Source organism: Streptomyces sp. NPDC023157 (genome assembly GCF_055560575.1).
In genome coordinates, this window is record NZ_JBVHIL010000006.1 from 420,606 (window position 1) to 434,093 (window position 13,488).

Genomic DNA, 13,488 nt, shown 5'->3' on the forward strand with positions numbered 1-13,488 from the left:
TCGCTCCACTGAAGGGCAGTCGTCATGACTGACAAGATCTCCAAGGACCCGGCCGCCGCTCCGGCCGGTCCTGGCCCCTCGGGTACGCCGTACGAGGCCATCAAGGCCATCCCCGTACGGCACTACGGGCGCTGGGTCAGCGCCGTCGTGGTGGTCGCACTCCTCGGCTGGCTCGTCTACGCCTTCTCCCAGGGCAACATCATCTGGGCCACGGTCTGGGACAAGCTCTTCGACTCGTCCGTCCTGGACGGCCTGAAGAACACGGTCATCATCAGCGTCGCCTCAATGGCGCTCGGCCTGGTGCTCGGTGTCCTCTTCGCCGTCATGCGCCTGTCGAAGAACCCGGTCACCGGCGCGGTCGCCTGGCTGTACATCTGGTTCTTCCGCGGCACGCCGGTGTACGTGCAGCTGCTGGTCTGGTTCAACCTCTCGCTGATCTTCGAGTACATCAACCTCGGACCGATCTACAAGAACGAGACCGTCGACGTCATGACGCCGTTCATGGTCGCGCTCCTGGGCCTCGGCCTCAACGAGGGCGCGTACATGGCGGAGATCGTCCGCGCCGGCATCCAGTCGGTCGACGAGGGCCAGACCGAGGCCGCGCACGCCCTCGGCATGTCGCAGACGAAGACCATGTGGCGCGTCGTGCTGCCGCAGGCCATGCGCGTCATCGTGCCCCCGACGGGCAACGAGTTCATCAACATGTTGAAGACCTCGTCCCTGGTCTCGGCCGTGCAGTACACCGAGCTCCTGCGCGCCTCGTCGAACATCGGCACCACGGCAGGCGCCGTGATGGAGATGCTCTTCGTGGCCTCCATCTGGTACCTCGCCCTGACCAGCGTGTTCAGCGTCGGGCAGTACTACCTGGAGCGCCGCTTCGCACGCGGCTCCACGCGCAACCTGCCTGCCACACCGTGGCAGCGCGTCAAGAAGAACCTCGTCACGTTCAAGCGTTCCCCGGAGGCGACCCGATGACCGGTCAGCCCATGGTCAAGGCCGAAGGCGTCCACAAGTCCTACGGCGCCGCTCACATCCTCCGGGGCATCGACCTGGAGGTGCAGAACGGCGAGGTGTTCTGTCTGGTCGGGCCGTCCGGCTCCGGCAAGTCGACCTTCCTGCGCTGCATCAACCACCTGGAGCGCGTCGACGGCGGCCGGCTCTCGGTCGACGGCCAGCTGGTCGGCTACCGCCAGAAGGGCGACAAGCTGTACGAGCTGAAGGACAGCGAGGTCGCGACCCAGCGCCGGGACATCGGCATGGTCTTCCAGCGCTTCAACCTGTTCCCCCACATGACGGCCCTGGCCAACGTCATGGAGGCGCCGATCCAGGTCAAGGGCGAGTCCAAGGCGGTGGCGCGCGAGCGCGCCGAGCGCCTGCTCGACCGGGTCGGCCTCGGCGACAAGATGGCGAACTACCCCTCGCAGCTCTCCGGCGGCCAGCAGCAGCGCGTCGCCATCGCCCGCGCGCTGGCGATGGAGCCGAAGCTGATGCTCTTCGACGAGCCGACCTCGGCCCTCGACCCGGAGCTCGTGGGCGACGTCCTCGACGTCATGCGGGACCTGGCCGAGTCGGGCATGACGATGATCGTCGTCACGCACGAGATGGGCTTCGCCCGTGAGGTCGGCGACTCGCTGGTCTTCATGGACGGCGGCGTGGTCGTCGAGTCGGGCAACCCGAGGGACGTCCTGGGCAACCCGCAGCACGACCGGACGAAGGCGTTCCTTTCGAAGGTCCTGTAGCGGCGCGCGGCGCGACACGGGGAAGGGGCGGTACGGGCACACACCCGCACCGCCCCTTCCCGTACCCCTCCGTCCGCTCAGCGCACGGCGAGCAGCAGGGTGTCGGAGGGCGAGGCCCAGACGGCCCGCGCCTCGCCGAAGCCGGCGGCGCGCAGGGTGTCGGCGTGCCAGCGGGGCGCGGGCATGTCGCCGTCGGCGTGCTCGCCGTAGATCTCGAAGCGGCGGGCGGTGGGCCCGGCGAGGGCGGGGTCGGCGGCGGCCAGGGCCCACCACTCGGCCCAGTCGACCGCGCCGGCGGCCTTGGCCTCGGCCATCCGGGCGTGGCGCCGGGCCCGCTCGGCGGCGTTGATCCGGGGCGTGTCCTGGTCGATCATGTGGTCGGCGTTCATGAACACCCCGCCGTCCCGCACGAGCCCGGCGAGCTGCCCGTACAGGCCGGCCAGCGGCTCGCTGTGCAGCCAATGGAGAGCGGTGGCGGTCAGGACGGCGTCGTAGGAGTCGTGGGGCAGCGCGGTGGCCCACTGCGGGTCCTTGAGATCGGCGGTCACGAAGGCGACCCGTTCGTCGCCGGCGAAGTACCCCTCGGCGATGGCGAGCAGGGCGGGGTCGAGGTCGACACCGGTGCTGGTCGCCTTCGGGAACCGACGGAGCAGCCGGTCCGTAATACTTCCCGTACCGCAGGCGAGGTCGAGCACGCGGGGCTCCGGTCCCACCAGCGCCTCGACCATGTCGAGCATGACGCGGAACCGCTCCTCACGGTCCGGCATGTACCACTCCTGCTGACGGTCCCAGCTCTGCTGCCAGGCCGCCCAGTCGGTTCCGGTCACCGCCGTGTCCGTCATCGCTCCACCCTCGCCCTCGACGTAATACCCTCAAAGGAAAAGCGTCACTTACGCTCCCTCCGCCCCGACCCTAGACCGCCGCCGTAAGGACTACAAGTGGAACTGGCCTATTACTCGGATTACGCCGTGCGCCTGGTCAACACCGAGGAGCCGGCCCGCTCCAAGGACTCCCTGACCTCGGTCGAAGCGGTCCGGGAACTCTTCGGCGAGGCCTCCCAGATGGCCCGGCGGGTGACGGACTCCGACGTGACCCGCTTCCGCGCGGTACGCGCCCGGCTGCGCGCGGTGTTCACGGCGGCCGACGAGGGCGACCACACCCAGGCGGTGGACCTGCTGAACTCCCTGCTCCTGGAGTTCCCGGTCAGCCCCCAGATCTCCGGCCACGACCACCTGGACGAGGAGGGCCGGCCGCGGTGGCACATGCACCTCGCCGACCACCCCTCGAACGCGACCGCGGGCTACGCCGCCATCGCCGCCATGGGCCTCGCCTTCCACCTCACCGAGTTCGGCGCCGACCGCCTCGGCCTGTGCCAGGCCGCGCCCTGCCGCAACGCCTACCTCGACACCTCGACCAACCGCTCCCGCCGCTACTGCTCCGACCGCTGCGCCACCCGCGCCAACGTCGCCGCCTACCGCGCCCGCAAGCGCCTGGAGGCGGAACGCGCCGACCTGACAGGCCTGACGGCGGAGACCAGCCAGCCGAGCACCACCCCGATCGACCGCTGACGCCCGGGGGTGACGGGCCGGTACCGCGCCCGCACCCGCCCGAGCACCAAAGGCGCCGGCACCACCCCGAAGACCCGGCTGTCCCCCTCGGCGTCCGGGTTGTCCCCCAGCACCCACCAGCCGCCGTCCCGCCGCTCGACCAGCCGCTTCACGATCAGCAGATCCTGCTGGAGCGGATGCCGCAGCACGGCCACGTTCCCGGGCCGCAACCGCGCCCCGTACTGCACGAACAGCTGATCGCCGTGGAGCAGGGTGGGCACCATCGACACCCCCGTCACCTCGGCGATCCCGAACGGGGCCCCGGGCTCTTGCCCCGATCCCACCATCAAGCACCTCACAGTCCCATCGTCCACGAGTCCCATGCCGACCCTGGACTTTTGTCCTAAGCCCAAGGGGGCGCTCGCGAAAACGTGCTTCTCACCGAGTAATGTCCCACCTGAGAAGACGATCACGAGGAAGGACAGCAGCATGCTCTCCCGCCTGTTTGCCCCCAAGGTGAAGGTCAGCGCCCACTGCGACCTCCCCTGCGGCGTGTACGACCCGGCCCAGGCCCGCATCGAGGCCGAGTCGGTCAAGGCCGTCCAGGAGAAGTTCCAGGCCAACGAGGACCCGCACTTCCGGGCCCGCGCCACGGTCATCAAGGAGCAGCGCGCGGAGCTCGCCAAGCACCACGTCTCGGTGCTGTGGAGCGACTACTTCAAGCCCCCGCACTTCGAGAAGTACCCCGAGCTGCACACGCTCATCAACGACACCCTGAAGGCCCTGTCGGCGGCCAAGGCCTCGACGGACCCGAAGACGGGCGAGAAGGCGCTGGAACTCATCGCCGAGATCGACCGCATTTTCTGGGAGACGAAGAAGGCCTGACCTTCCTCACTCCCGCCCCGAAGGGGCCCGGCCGCGTTGGCGGCCGGGCCCCTTTGGCGTTCCGCCGCCGGCCCCCGCCCCGCCCCTGAAGTCGGCTGCAAGGTTTCGGCAAGGGCGCCGCAAGGGGGTGGACGTGGCCGGTGGGGAGGTTCGTCGGTGGACTGGCCGTGCAACCGGGGACGGGGGCTTCGATGGACGTGGTGGGCAGGAATCCGGCGCAGTGGGTGACCTTGCAGGGGTGCCGGAGGGTGCTGGTGGTGGTGCATACCGAGGTGTACGGGAGGCGGTTGCGGGAGTTGTTGCCGTTGCTCGCGGCGGATCTGCGGGTGCAGGTGGCGTTCACGGTCGCGCCGCACGCCTTCAACGGCGGGGCGCTGCGGGCGCTGCGCGGGCTCGGTGGGGTCGTGCTGCCGTGGGAGGAGGCGGTGCGGAGCGAGTTCGATCTCGCGCTCGCGGCCGGCTCGCAGGGGGTGGAGCAGGTGCGGGCGCCCCTGGTGCGGCTGCCGCACGGCGCCGGGCATGGGAAGTTGCAGCGGGTCGCGGATATGGAAGAGGGCGGTGGGGAGCGGGCCGTGGGTGGGATGGGGCCGGGGTATCTCATGTGGGGTGGGCGGGTCGTGCCCGCCGCCTATGCCGTGGCGCATCGGGAGGATCTGGAGCTGTTGCGCGCGTCCTGCCCCGAGGCCCTGCCCGTCACCGAGGTCGTGGGGGACGGCGTGCACGACCGGATCGCCGTGAGTCTGCCGCTGCGCGAGCGGTACCGGCTCGCGCTGGGGCTGCGTCCCGGGGAGCGGCTGGTCGTCGTCTCGTCGACGTGGGGGCTCGGCTCCTCGTTCAACCGGCTGGACGCGCTCCTGCCGCGGCTGCTCGCGGAGTTACCGGAGGGCACGTACCGGATCGCGGTGCTCGTCCATCCCAACGTCTGGTCGGGCCACGGCGACTGGCAGGTGCGGGCCTGGCTGGGCACCTTGCGGCGCCGGGGCATCACGCTCGTGTCGCCGGGTGCCGACTGGCGGCCTTTGCTGGTCGCGGCGGACTGGGTGATCGGCGACCACGGCTCCGTCACCCTGTACGCCACGATGACACCGGCCGCCATCCTGCTGGCCCGGTTTCCCGAGGAGGACGTCAACCCGGCCTCCCCCGGTGCCGAACTGGCCCGGGTCGCCCCCGCCCTCTCCCCCGCCCACCCGCTGGCGGAGCAGCTGGCGTACGCGGCGGCCACCTACCCGGCGGAGGCGTACGCCCGGATCGCGGGGCGGATCTCCTCCGAGCCGGGGCGTTTCAACGCCAACATGCGACGGTTGCTCTACCGGGTCCTGCGGCTCGGCGAGCCCGCGTACGAGCCGGAGACCGCCCCGCTGCCCGACCCGCCCGCGCTGGACGCGGGGATGGACGGTCTGTCCGAGGTGTGCGCGTGAGCACCGCCACGGCCCTGGGGCCTGATGATCTCGTCTGTGTCGAGTTCGACGGCGGCGCCAGTGAGGCCTGGTTGCAGTGTGCGGACGTGCTGAGTTCCCGCGGTCCGCTCCCGCACCCGGCCGCCGTGCGCCTCGCCGGCTCCGTACTGCTGCGGTATCCGGGGTGTCTGCTGACCGTCGTCGCGCGGCGTGAGGGCGGGTACGTCGTCGGGCTGCGGGCGGCGGGCGGGGGCGTCGGCCTGTTCGTCGTCAGGGGAGCCGGCCCAGGTCGGTGAGGCGGGTGCGGAGGCGGGCCGCGTCGGAGTCGCTGAGCGGTTCGTAGAGGGCCAGGGACCGTTCGTAGCGGTCCCTGGCCTCGGTCCGCTCGCCGCGCAGGGCCGCGGTCTCGCCCAGCATTTCGAGGGTCCTGGCCCGCCAGTGGACCGACCCTGTCGCCGCGAACTCGTCGAGTGCCTGCCGCAGCACCGTCTCGGCGTCCTCGCCGGTGGTGTGGCGCGCCCCGGCGCGGGCCAGGGCCAGCCCGAGCAGTGCGAGCGCGCGGGCCGCGTCGTACGGGTCGGGCACCGCGAGGAGGGTGGTGCGGGCCTCGGTGAGCGGGGCCAGGGCCTCCCGGGGGCGGCCCGCCGTCAGGGCGGCGTCCCCGAGGCAGATCCGGGTCATCGCGGCGCCGCGCCGGTAGCCGATGGCCTCGCGCAGGGTCAGGGCCTCGGTCAGGTACGTGGTGGCCTCGTCGAGCCGGCCGGCCAGCAGGTGCGACTGGCCGAGGCCGTGCAGGGCCTGGGCCTCGGCCTTCCGGTCGGCGTCCGCGCGGGCGCCGCGCACCGCCTCGGTGAACCAGGCGACGGCCTCGTCGGAGCGTCCGGCGTTGCGGAGCCCGACGCCGCCCGAGGTCAGCATGCGGCTGAGCCCCCGCCGGTCCCCGGCCCGCCCGGCGGCGGCGCGGCCGATCTCGTGCGCCTCGACCCACAGGTCGTACGGGCGCAGGCGCAGGAAGAGCGGCCACATGGCGTCGGCGAGCTGCCACGCGGTGGCGTCCCAGCCGTGTTCGGCGGCGGTCCGCAGCGCGGCCATCAGGTGGAAGCGCTCGGTGTCGAGCCAGGCGAGCGCCCCGGCGGCGCTGTCGAACGGCGGCCGGTGCCGGGGCGGGAAGGCGTAGTCGCGGTCCAGGCTGCGATGGCTGGGCGTGAGCAGTTCCTCGGCGGCGGTCGCCACGGCCAGGTAGTGGTCCACGACCCTGCGGACGGTCTCCCGGCGGTCCTCCGGCGGCTCGGTGGTGTCGGCGAGCTGACCGGCGTGGGCGCGGACGAGGTCGTGGAAGCGGTAGCGCCCGAGGCCGGTGGTGTCGTCGGGTCCCAGGTCCTCCAGGAGGCTCACCTCGGCGAGGTCGTCGAGCAGCCGGTCGCCTTCGTCGGGTCCGACGGCGCAGGCCGCGGCGGCGACGGGCCCGTTGAGGACGGTGACCGGCGGCAGGCCGAGCCTGCGGTAGCCGCGGGCGAGTTCGGGGGTGAGCTGGTGGTACGAGGCGTCGAGCGCGAGCCGTACGGCGTCCTCCCCGCCGAGGCTGAGCGCGTCGAGGCGGGCCGCGCCGGAGCCGCCCAGCGCCCCGGCCATGGCGGCGAGGGACTGCTGGGGCCGGGCGGCCAGCCGGGCCGCGGCGACGGAGACGGCGAGCGGCAGACCGGCGCAGAGGGCGGCGACCTCGTGTGCGGCTTCCGCTTCGCGCCGTACCCGGTCGGCGCCGATCCGGCCGGCGAGCAGCCGGACGGCGTCGGCGGCGGACAACACGCCGAGCTGCTGGAACGAGGCGCCGTCGATGCCGAGGGCGGTGAGCCGACGGCGGCTCGTGACGACGACGAGGCTGCCCGGGGAGGAGGGCAGCAGAGGGCGGACCTGGGCGGCGCTGAGGGCGTTGTCGAGCATGACGGCGAGCCGGAGCCCCGCGGTGTGGGAGCGCCAGAGGGCCGCCGCCTCGGCGGGTTCCACGGGGACCTCCTTGACGCCGAGGGCCCTGAGGAAGCGTCCGAGGATCTCGCCGGGGGCGGCGGGCCCGCTGTCGGGGAGGTGGCCGCGCAGGTCCGCGTAGAGCTGCCCGTCCGGGAAGCGGTCGCTGAGGCCGTGCAGCCAGCGGGTGACGAGCGAGGACTTGCCGACCCCCGCGGGTCCGCTGACGACGGTGAGGAGGGGGCGGGCGCCGAGCTGCGGAAGAAGGGTGTCGAGGAGTGCGAGGGCGTCGGTGCGGCCGGTGAAGTGCTCGGGAGCGGGGAGGAGCTGCCGGGGTACCGGCCGTGCGTCCGGCCCGGGCGGGGCGGCCGGGGCCGGCGGTACGTGGATGTGGACGTCGCCCCGGACCTCGCCGGCCTGGACGACCGGGCCGTGGACGGTGGCGGCGCCGGTGAGGGTGTTGGCCGTGTGTGTCGTGCCGGACGCGGTCGCGGGGCCGGTGGCGGCGCCGGTCGCCGGGCCCGTACCCCCGCTCCCGCTCCCGCTCCCACCCCCGCCCGTCGCCACTGCCTCCATGACCGCTGCCGTCCACTCCCCCAGGACCCGCGCGAGGCGCGGATCGCCTGCCGCGGCGTGCGCGAGCCGCTCGGCCAGGTCCGCGTGGGTTACGGGAGGGGCCGTCGGCCCCTCCCGTAAGAGATGCAAGAGATCGGCGACCGCCGGATCCGTGTCGAGATCCCTCAGCCTGTCGGCCAGAACGCGCCACATTTCTGGGCGTGCCGCCCCGTGGAGCAGGGCAGTGGTGAGTCGTGGAGCCGTCACGGGTTCCATATCTTGCGTCTCCCCCCGTATGTCCGTCGGCGCCTATGACTCTGGCCTTCTTGGACGGCATGACCCCTACCCCCAATTGACCCAAATCAGACCGAACACTCTGATCAACCGAGATCAACAGATCATTCTGGCCAAGCAATTTGATCGAGTGGCGCCATCTTTTGACCGAGTTGACATCGTGTCATCCTTTGGCCTCTGCAAGCGAGTGCAGGCACACACGTGCGGGCCTACCGGCTATAGGGGGCGCTCGGTGGACTTCGGAATACTCTTGCTGGGGCCGGTGGAATTCCGCTTGGACGGAAGCCGCGGCGCACCGGGCACACCGAAGGAACGGCTGACCCTCACCGCCCTGGCCCTGGACGCCGGACACCCCGTCACCCTCGACACGCTCGTGCACCGGGTGTGGGACGACCAGCCGCCCAGCAAGCCACGCGCCAGCCTGCACGTGTACGCGGCGCGCATCCGGCGCCGCCTGCGCACCGCCGCGTGCCCCGCGCACCTGCTCCAGGGGGCGCACGCGTACACCCTGGAGATCGACCCGGACCTGGTGGACTGGCACCGCTTCCGGCGCCTCTCCGACGAGGCCCGCGCGCTCTCCGGCGGCGGGGACACCGGCGGCGCGCTGGAGCGCCTCACCGAGGCGGACGGGCTGTGGCGCGGCGAGCCGCTCGCGGGGCTCACCGGCCTGTGGGCGGAGGGGACGCGGACCCATTTCACCGAGAAGCGGCTCGCCGCCACGCTGACGCGGACCGCGATCGAACTGGGCCTCGGCCGCCACGCCGAACTCGTCCCCGACCTGGCGGCACTGCTCGACGCGCACCCGACGGACGAGACCATCGCGGCCCAGCTGATGACGGCCGCCTACGGCTCCGGGCGCCAGGGGGACGCCCTGCGCACCTACGACTCGGTCCGCCGCAGGCTCTCCGAGGAGCTGGGGACGGACCCCGGCGAAGCCCTGTCCCGGGTCCACCGGCTGGTCCTGGACCGCGCGCCCGTCGCCGAGCTGCTGCCGCGCCCGGCGCCGGCGCCGCCCTCCCCCGCCGCACCCCACACCCTGCCCGGACACGGGGACCTCGTCGGCCGGGAACGCGAACTCGGGCTGATCACGAGCATCGGCACCCCGGCCGACACGGCGACGGCGGACCCCTCAGGGGCGGGCGGCGGAGGGGTCATCGCCCTCCAGACGATCGCCGGAATGCCGGGGGTCGGGAAATCCCTCCTCGCCGTGCACGCGGCCCGCCTGCTCGCCGACCGCTACCCCGACGGGCAGGTCCTGCTCGATCTGCGCACCCACGCCCCCGGGCGCCAAGGGCTGAGCGCGCAGGCGGCGCTGTTCACCCTGCTGCGGGTCTTCGGCGTCGCGGCGGACTCCATCCCGGCGGACCCCGACGAACGCACCGCGCTCTGGCGCACCCTGCTGAGCAACCGGCGCGCCGTGATCGTCCTCGACGACGCGGCCGACGCGGAACAGGTGCGGCCGCTCCTTCCCGGCAGTTCCCCGTCCCTGGTGATCGTCACCAGCCGGCGGAGGCTCACCGGACTGCCCGGGGTCCGCTCGCTCTTCCTCGACATCCTGTCCGCCGCCGACGCCGCCGCGCTCTTCCGGCGCCTCGTCGGCGACGACCGGGTACGGGACCCGGAGGACGTGGCGCGCATCGTCCGGCTCTGCGGGCACCTGCCGCTCGCGGTCGAACTGGCCGCCGGACGCCTGGCGTCCCGCCCCTCGTGGAGCACCTCGCACCTGGTGGAGAAACTCACGAGAACACCCGGAAGGCTCGCGGAGATCAGAGACGGATTCCGTGAGATCGCCCGGGTATTCGAAATGTCGTACCACGCCCTGACAGAAGAGCGAAGGAAGGCGTTCCGTCTGTTGAGCCTGCACTTCGGAGCCACTTTCGGACCGCACGCCGCCGCCGCGCTCACCGGCCTTTCCCTCGACGCCACGGAACGCGCGCTCGACTCCCTCCTCGACGATCATCTGCTGTCCGAACCCGCGCCCGAGAGATTCCAGTTCCATGATCTCGTCGGGGAATACGCGCGCCTGCTCGCCGCGATGGAGGACCCGTCCGCCGAACGCGATCTCGCGCAGGGCCGGTTGATCCATTTCTATCTGCACGCGTCCCGGCGGGCCGCGCGTCTGATCCATCCGCGCCGATTCCGGTACGAACCCGCGGCGCCTTCACCGGAGGGCGGTTCGGCGTTCGCGCTGCCCGAGTGGCGGGACGCCCAGGAGGCACGGGACTGGCTGGCCCAGGAGCGCGCCGGTCTCGTCGCCGCGGAGCAGTGCGCGCGCACGCGCGGGCGCCCGCTCGAAGCGGCCCTGCTCGCCGGCGCCCTGGCCGGCTTCCTGGAGGAGGACGGCCACTGGAGCGAGGCCCAGCGCATGCACGGCCCCGCCGCACGCCACTGGAGCGCGGTGGGCGACGCGCGGGGAGAGGCGTCCGCCCTCATCGACCTGGCCGGCGCCCAGTCCCGGGCGAGCCGCTACTCCCGCGCCCTGACGAGCGCCCACCGCGCCCTGGACCTCGCCGGCGCGATCGGCGACCCCGAGACGGAGGCCGAGGTCCGGCACCTCCTCGGCGTCATCCACTGGAACCTCGGCCGGCACGGCACCGCGCTGACCTTCCAGAGCGCGACGCTGGAATTACGCAGACGGACCGGTGACGTCTGGCAGATAGCCCGCTGCCGGAACAACATGGGCATCACGCATCTCTTCATCGGGGACTACGAGGCGTCCGAGGAATCCCTCCACTCCGCTTTGAAGGGATTCCGCTCCTGCGGCGACGAGCGGGAAGTCGCCCGCGTTCTCAACAATCTCTCGGATTTGCACATCCACCTCGGCGAGCGGAACACCGCACGCCGCGTCGCCCTGGAATCCCTCGCCCTCCTCGAAAGAGTGGGAAGCGATACGGAACGGGCGTCCGCCCAAGTGAACCTGGCCAACACGATGATCGCCGAGAGCGAATCCGACGAGATGCTCGCGCTGTACCGCGAGGCCCTTTCGGTCTTCCGGAGAGTAGGCGACCTCCGCAATTCCGCCGCCACCCTCCACAACATCGGCGACGCCCTCCGAGCGGTGGGCCGCCCGACCGAGGCCGCCTTGCACTACAAGGGCGCATGGACGGCGGCACGGGACATCGGGGCGGCGCACGAGGAGGGGGAGGCGCGACGGGCGCTGGAGGCGCTGCAGAGTGAGGGTTAATACCCCTGGCATATTCACTCGCGCTGACGGGTAGTGAATTTATCAGAAAGATCATCGCCGTGTTGTCGGTTTGCGCGCGATGCCTAGCGGGTGCTGAAATCCCGTCGAGCGCAACGAAGCGCCCCGGAACGAACTCGAGTGAGTGAAATGAAGAAATTCACAGCGCATCTGCTCGTCTGCCTGGTCGGCACCGCCGCCGCCATCGGGATCGCGATATGCATCCCGAGCTCGACGACCGAAACGGACACCCTTCTCGCCGTCTCCGCCGTCGACCTCACCTGATTCACCCCGGGCCCGGAACTGCTCCGGGCCCGTTTCTCATTCCCCGGCCGCCCGCCAGGAATACCGCCGCTTCTCCTTCGACGTCGCGCCCAGCCGGTCGTAGAAGCGGATCGCGCCCTCGTTCCACGGTGGGGTCTGCCACTGGATCTCGGTGAGGCCGAGGGTGGCCGCCTCGGTGCGGACCGCCGTCATCAGCAGGGCGCCGAGGCCGTGGCCCCGGGCCGCCTCGGTGAGGTAGAGGCAGTCCATGTGGAGGTATTCGGCGGCGTCCCAGGTGGACAGTTCGGGGGCGCAGGTCGCGTAGCCGGCGAGGGTGGTGTCGGGGAGTTCGGCGACCAGGCAGCGCAGGCGGGGGGCCGGGGTCGCGAAGAGGAGGCCGTGGAGGCGGTCGGCCAGGCCGGGGGCGGGGGCCGTGGCCTTCTCGTACGCGGCGTGTTCGGCGGCCAGTTCGGCGACGCGCGCCAGGTCCTCCGGGCGGGCGTGGCGGACGCGGGCCGTACGGGTCTCCTGGGCGTGCTCGGTGCTCATGCCGACATCATGCACGGTCCCGCCGTCCCGCCCGCGCGCAGCCAGCTCCGGTACGGGGCCGCCCCCAAGGCCGCCTCCCGGTAGGCGGCGGCCAGTTCGGCGTACGGGCGGTCGAGGGGGACGCCCGGGGCGGCGTACAGCAGGAGGCGGACGGCCAGGGGGTCGCCGCGCAGGGGGCGGACGGCCATGTCCTCGCGCGGGTCCGAGGTGGGCTGGCAGGGGGCGACGGCCTCGCCGAGGACGATGAGCGAGGCGGCGGTGTGGTAGTCGGCGTGCAGCAGGGGCGGGTCGAGGCCCGCCGCGCGCAGCACCCGGTGCAGGCCGTCCCATTCGCCGTCGACGGCCGGGTCGACGGCCCACCGGTCATCGGCGAGGTCGGCGAGCTCCACGACCTCCCGCCCGGCCGCCGGGTGGTCGCGGGCCATGGAGATGAACTGGGGTTCCCGTTCGACGAGGACGCGTCCCTTGAGGCCGGGCGGGACCCGCAGGGGGCAGCCCTCGACCTCGTGGACGAAGGCCAGGTCCAGCCGGCCGGCCTCGACGGTGCGCAGCAGGGCGTGGGCCGAGACGTCGACGCGCAGGGCGATGTCGCTGTCCGGCAGGCCCTGGCGGAGCCGGCGGAGCCAGCCGGGGAGCGCACGGCTGGCGGTGGAGCCGACCCGGAGCGCGGGGCCGCGGGTGCGGGCCGCGGCGGCCCGGGTCTCGGTGATGAGCGCGGTCATGCCGTCGACGAGGGGGCGGGCCCGGCCGAGGACCGTGCGGCCCAGCGGGGTGGGGTGGCAGCCGGTGCGGGTGCGGGAGAAGAGTTCGGCGCCCAGGGCGTTCTCGATGCGGCGCAGTTGCGTGGTCAACGAGGGCTGGCTGACGCCCAGTTGGCGTGCGGCCTTGTGCAGACTTCCGGTGTCCGCGATGGCGCAGAGCGCCCGCAGGTGCCTGACCTCCAGCTCCATGGAGCCGAGGTTAGGGCGGGAGGGGCAGGGGCACCAGATGGCCTCCGCTTACTCAACCAGCGCCATGGGGAGGTGAGTTGGCGGATCGGTGATGTGTTGGTGTTATCGGGTGCTGACATCATTCCCACGCGCCCCGGCTCCCCCGACACTCTCCTCAACCCCACA

Annotated in this window: 13 protein-coding genes; 8 read left to right on the plus strand and 5 right to left on the minus strand. The window is 72.3% G+C overall.

Annotated elements, in window-relative coordinates:
* The first annotated feature begins 24 nt into the window (after positions 1 to 24).
* Together ACZ3ZE_RS23655 and ACZ3ZE_RS23660 are read left to right on the plus strand one after the other, a co-directional pair.
* A complete protein-coding gene (locus ACZ3ZE_RS23655) occupies positions 25 to 975 on the plus strand; it encodes an amino acid ABC transporter permease (protein WP_361166963.1) in 951 nt (316 codons plus the stop codon).
* Positions 972 to 1,739 (plus strand): amino acid ABC transporter ATP-binding protein, encoded by a 768-nt coding sequence (locus tag ACZ3ZE_RS23660; RefSeq protein ID WP_361166960.1) that lies wholly within the window; start codon positions 972 to 974, stop codon positions 1,737 to 1,739. Before ACZ3ZE_RS23655 ends, ACZ3ZE_RS23660 begins: the two co-directional genes overlap by 4 nt.
* Positions 1,740 to 1,816: 77 nt before the next feature.
* Here the strand turns inward: ACZ3ZE_RS23660 and ACZ3ZE_RS23665 are convergent, their stop codons facing one another.
* Positions 1,817 to 2,581, minus strand: coding sequence for a class I SAM-dependent methyltransferase (locus ACZ3ZE_RS23665; protein ID WP_467260572.1), 765 nt, complete (start codon positions 2,579 to 2,581; stop codon positions 1,817 to 1,819).
* Positions 2,582 to 2,677: 96 nt separating this feature from the next.
* Between ACZ3ZE_RS23665 and ACZ3ZE_RS23670 the strand changes: the two genes are divergently transcribed.
* Positions 2,678 to 3,307 (plus strand): CGNR zinc finger domain-containing protein, encoded by a 630-nt coding sequence (locus ACZ3ZE_RS23670; RefSeq protein ID WP_361166954.1) that lies wholly within the window; start codon positions 2,678 to 2,680, stop codon positions 3,305 to 3,307.
* Here the strand turns inward: ACZ3ZE_RS23670 and sodX are convergent.
* A complete protein-coding gene (sodX, locus tag ACZ3ZE_RS23675) occupies positions 3,211 to 3,633 on the minus strand; it encodes a nickel-type superoxide dismutase maturation protease (RefSeq protein ID WP_361166951.1) in 423 nt (140 codons plus the stop codon). The genes ACZ3ZE_RS23670 and sodX overlap by 97 nt on opposite strands.
* 142 nt (positions 3,634 to 3,775) lie before the next feature.
* On the opposite strand from sodX, the gene sodN reads away from it, so the two are divergent.
* The 3 genes from sodN to ACZ3ZE_RS23690 all read left to right on the plus strand — a co-directional run bounded on the left by sodN (position 3,776) and on the right by ACZ3ZE_RS23690 (position 5,864).
* On the plus strand, positions 3,776 to 4,171 hold the full coding sequence (gene sodN, locus ACZ3ZE_RS23680) for a superoxide dismutase, Ni (protein WP_329424065.1): 396 nt from the start codon (positions 3,776 to 3,778) through the stop codon (positions 4,169 to 4,171).
* A gap of 257 nt (positions 4,172 to 4,428) precedes the next feature.
* Positions 4,429 to 5,589: a hypothetical protein gene (locus ACZ3ZE_RS23685; RefSeq protein ID WP_361166947.1), complete on the plus strand. Its 1,161-nt coding sequence runs from the start codon at positions 4,429 to 4,431 to the stop codon at positions 5,587 to 5,589.
* Positions 5,586 to 5,864 (plus strand): hypothetical protein, encoded by a 279-nt coding sequence (locus ACZ3ZE_RS23690; RefSeq protein WP_467260575.1) that lies wholly within the window; start codon positions 5,586 to 5,588, stop codon positions 5,862 to 5,864. Before ACZ3ZE_RS23685 ends, ACZ3ZE_RS23690 begins: the two co-directional genes overlap by 4 nt.
* Here the strand turns inward: ACZ3ZE_RS23690 and ACZ3ZE_RS23695 are convergent.
* Complete coding sequence (locus ACZ3ZE_RS23695) at positions 5,839 to 8,106, minus strand: ATP-binding protein (protein ID WP_467260578.1); 2,268 nt, start codon at positions 8,104 to 8,106, stop codon at positions 5,839 to 5,841. The genes ACZ3ZE_RS23690 and ACZ3ZE_RS23695 overlap by 26 nt on opposite strands.
* Positions 8,107 to 8,653: 547 nt before the next feature.
* Between ACZ3ZE_RS23695 and ACZ3ZE_RS23700 the strand changes: the two genes are divergently transcribed.
* Both ACZ3ZE_RS23700 and ACZ3ZE_RS23705 read left to right on the plus strand, forming a co-directional pair.
* Positions 8,654 to 11,563 (plus strand): AfsR/SARP family transcriptional regulator, encoded by a 2,910-nt coding sequence (locus ACZ3ZE_RS23700; protein ID WP_467260580.1) that lies wholly within the window; start codon positions 8,654 to 8,656, stop codon positions 11,561 to 11,563.
* 147 nt (positions 11,564 to 11,710) lie between these two features.
* Positions 11,711 to 11,845 (plus strand): hypothetical protein, encoded by a 135-nt coding sequence (locus ACZ3ZE_RS23705; protein ID WP_361166935.1) that lies wholly within the window; start codon positions 11,711 to 11,713, stop codon positions 11,843 to 11,845.
* 36 nt (positions 11,846 to 11,881) lie between these two features.
* On the opposite strand, the gene ACZ3ZE_RS23710 is transcribed toward ACZ3ZE_RS23705, so the two are convergent.
* Positions 11,882 to 12,373 (minus strand): GNAT family N-acetyltransferase, encoded by a 492-nt coding sequence (locus ACZ3ZE_RS23710; protein WP_361166932.1) that lies wholly within the window; start codon positions 12,371 to 12,373, stop codon positions 11,882 to 11,884.
* On the minus strand, positions 12,370 to 13,323 hold the full coding sequence (locus ACZ3ZE_RS23715; RefSeq protein WP_361166929.1) for a LysR family transcriptional regulator: 954 nt from the start codon (positions 13,321 to 13,323) through the stop codon (positions 12,370 to 12,372). Before ACZ3ZE_RS23715 ends, ACZ3ZE_RS23710 begins: the two co-directional genes overlap by 4 nt.
* Positions 13,324 to 13,488: the final 165 nt, after the last annotated feature.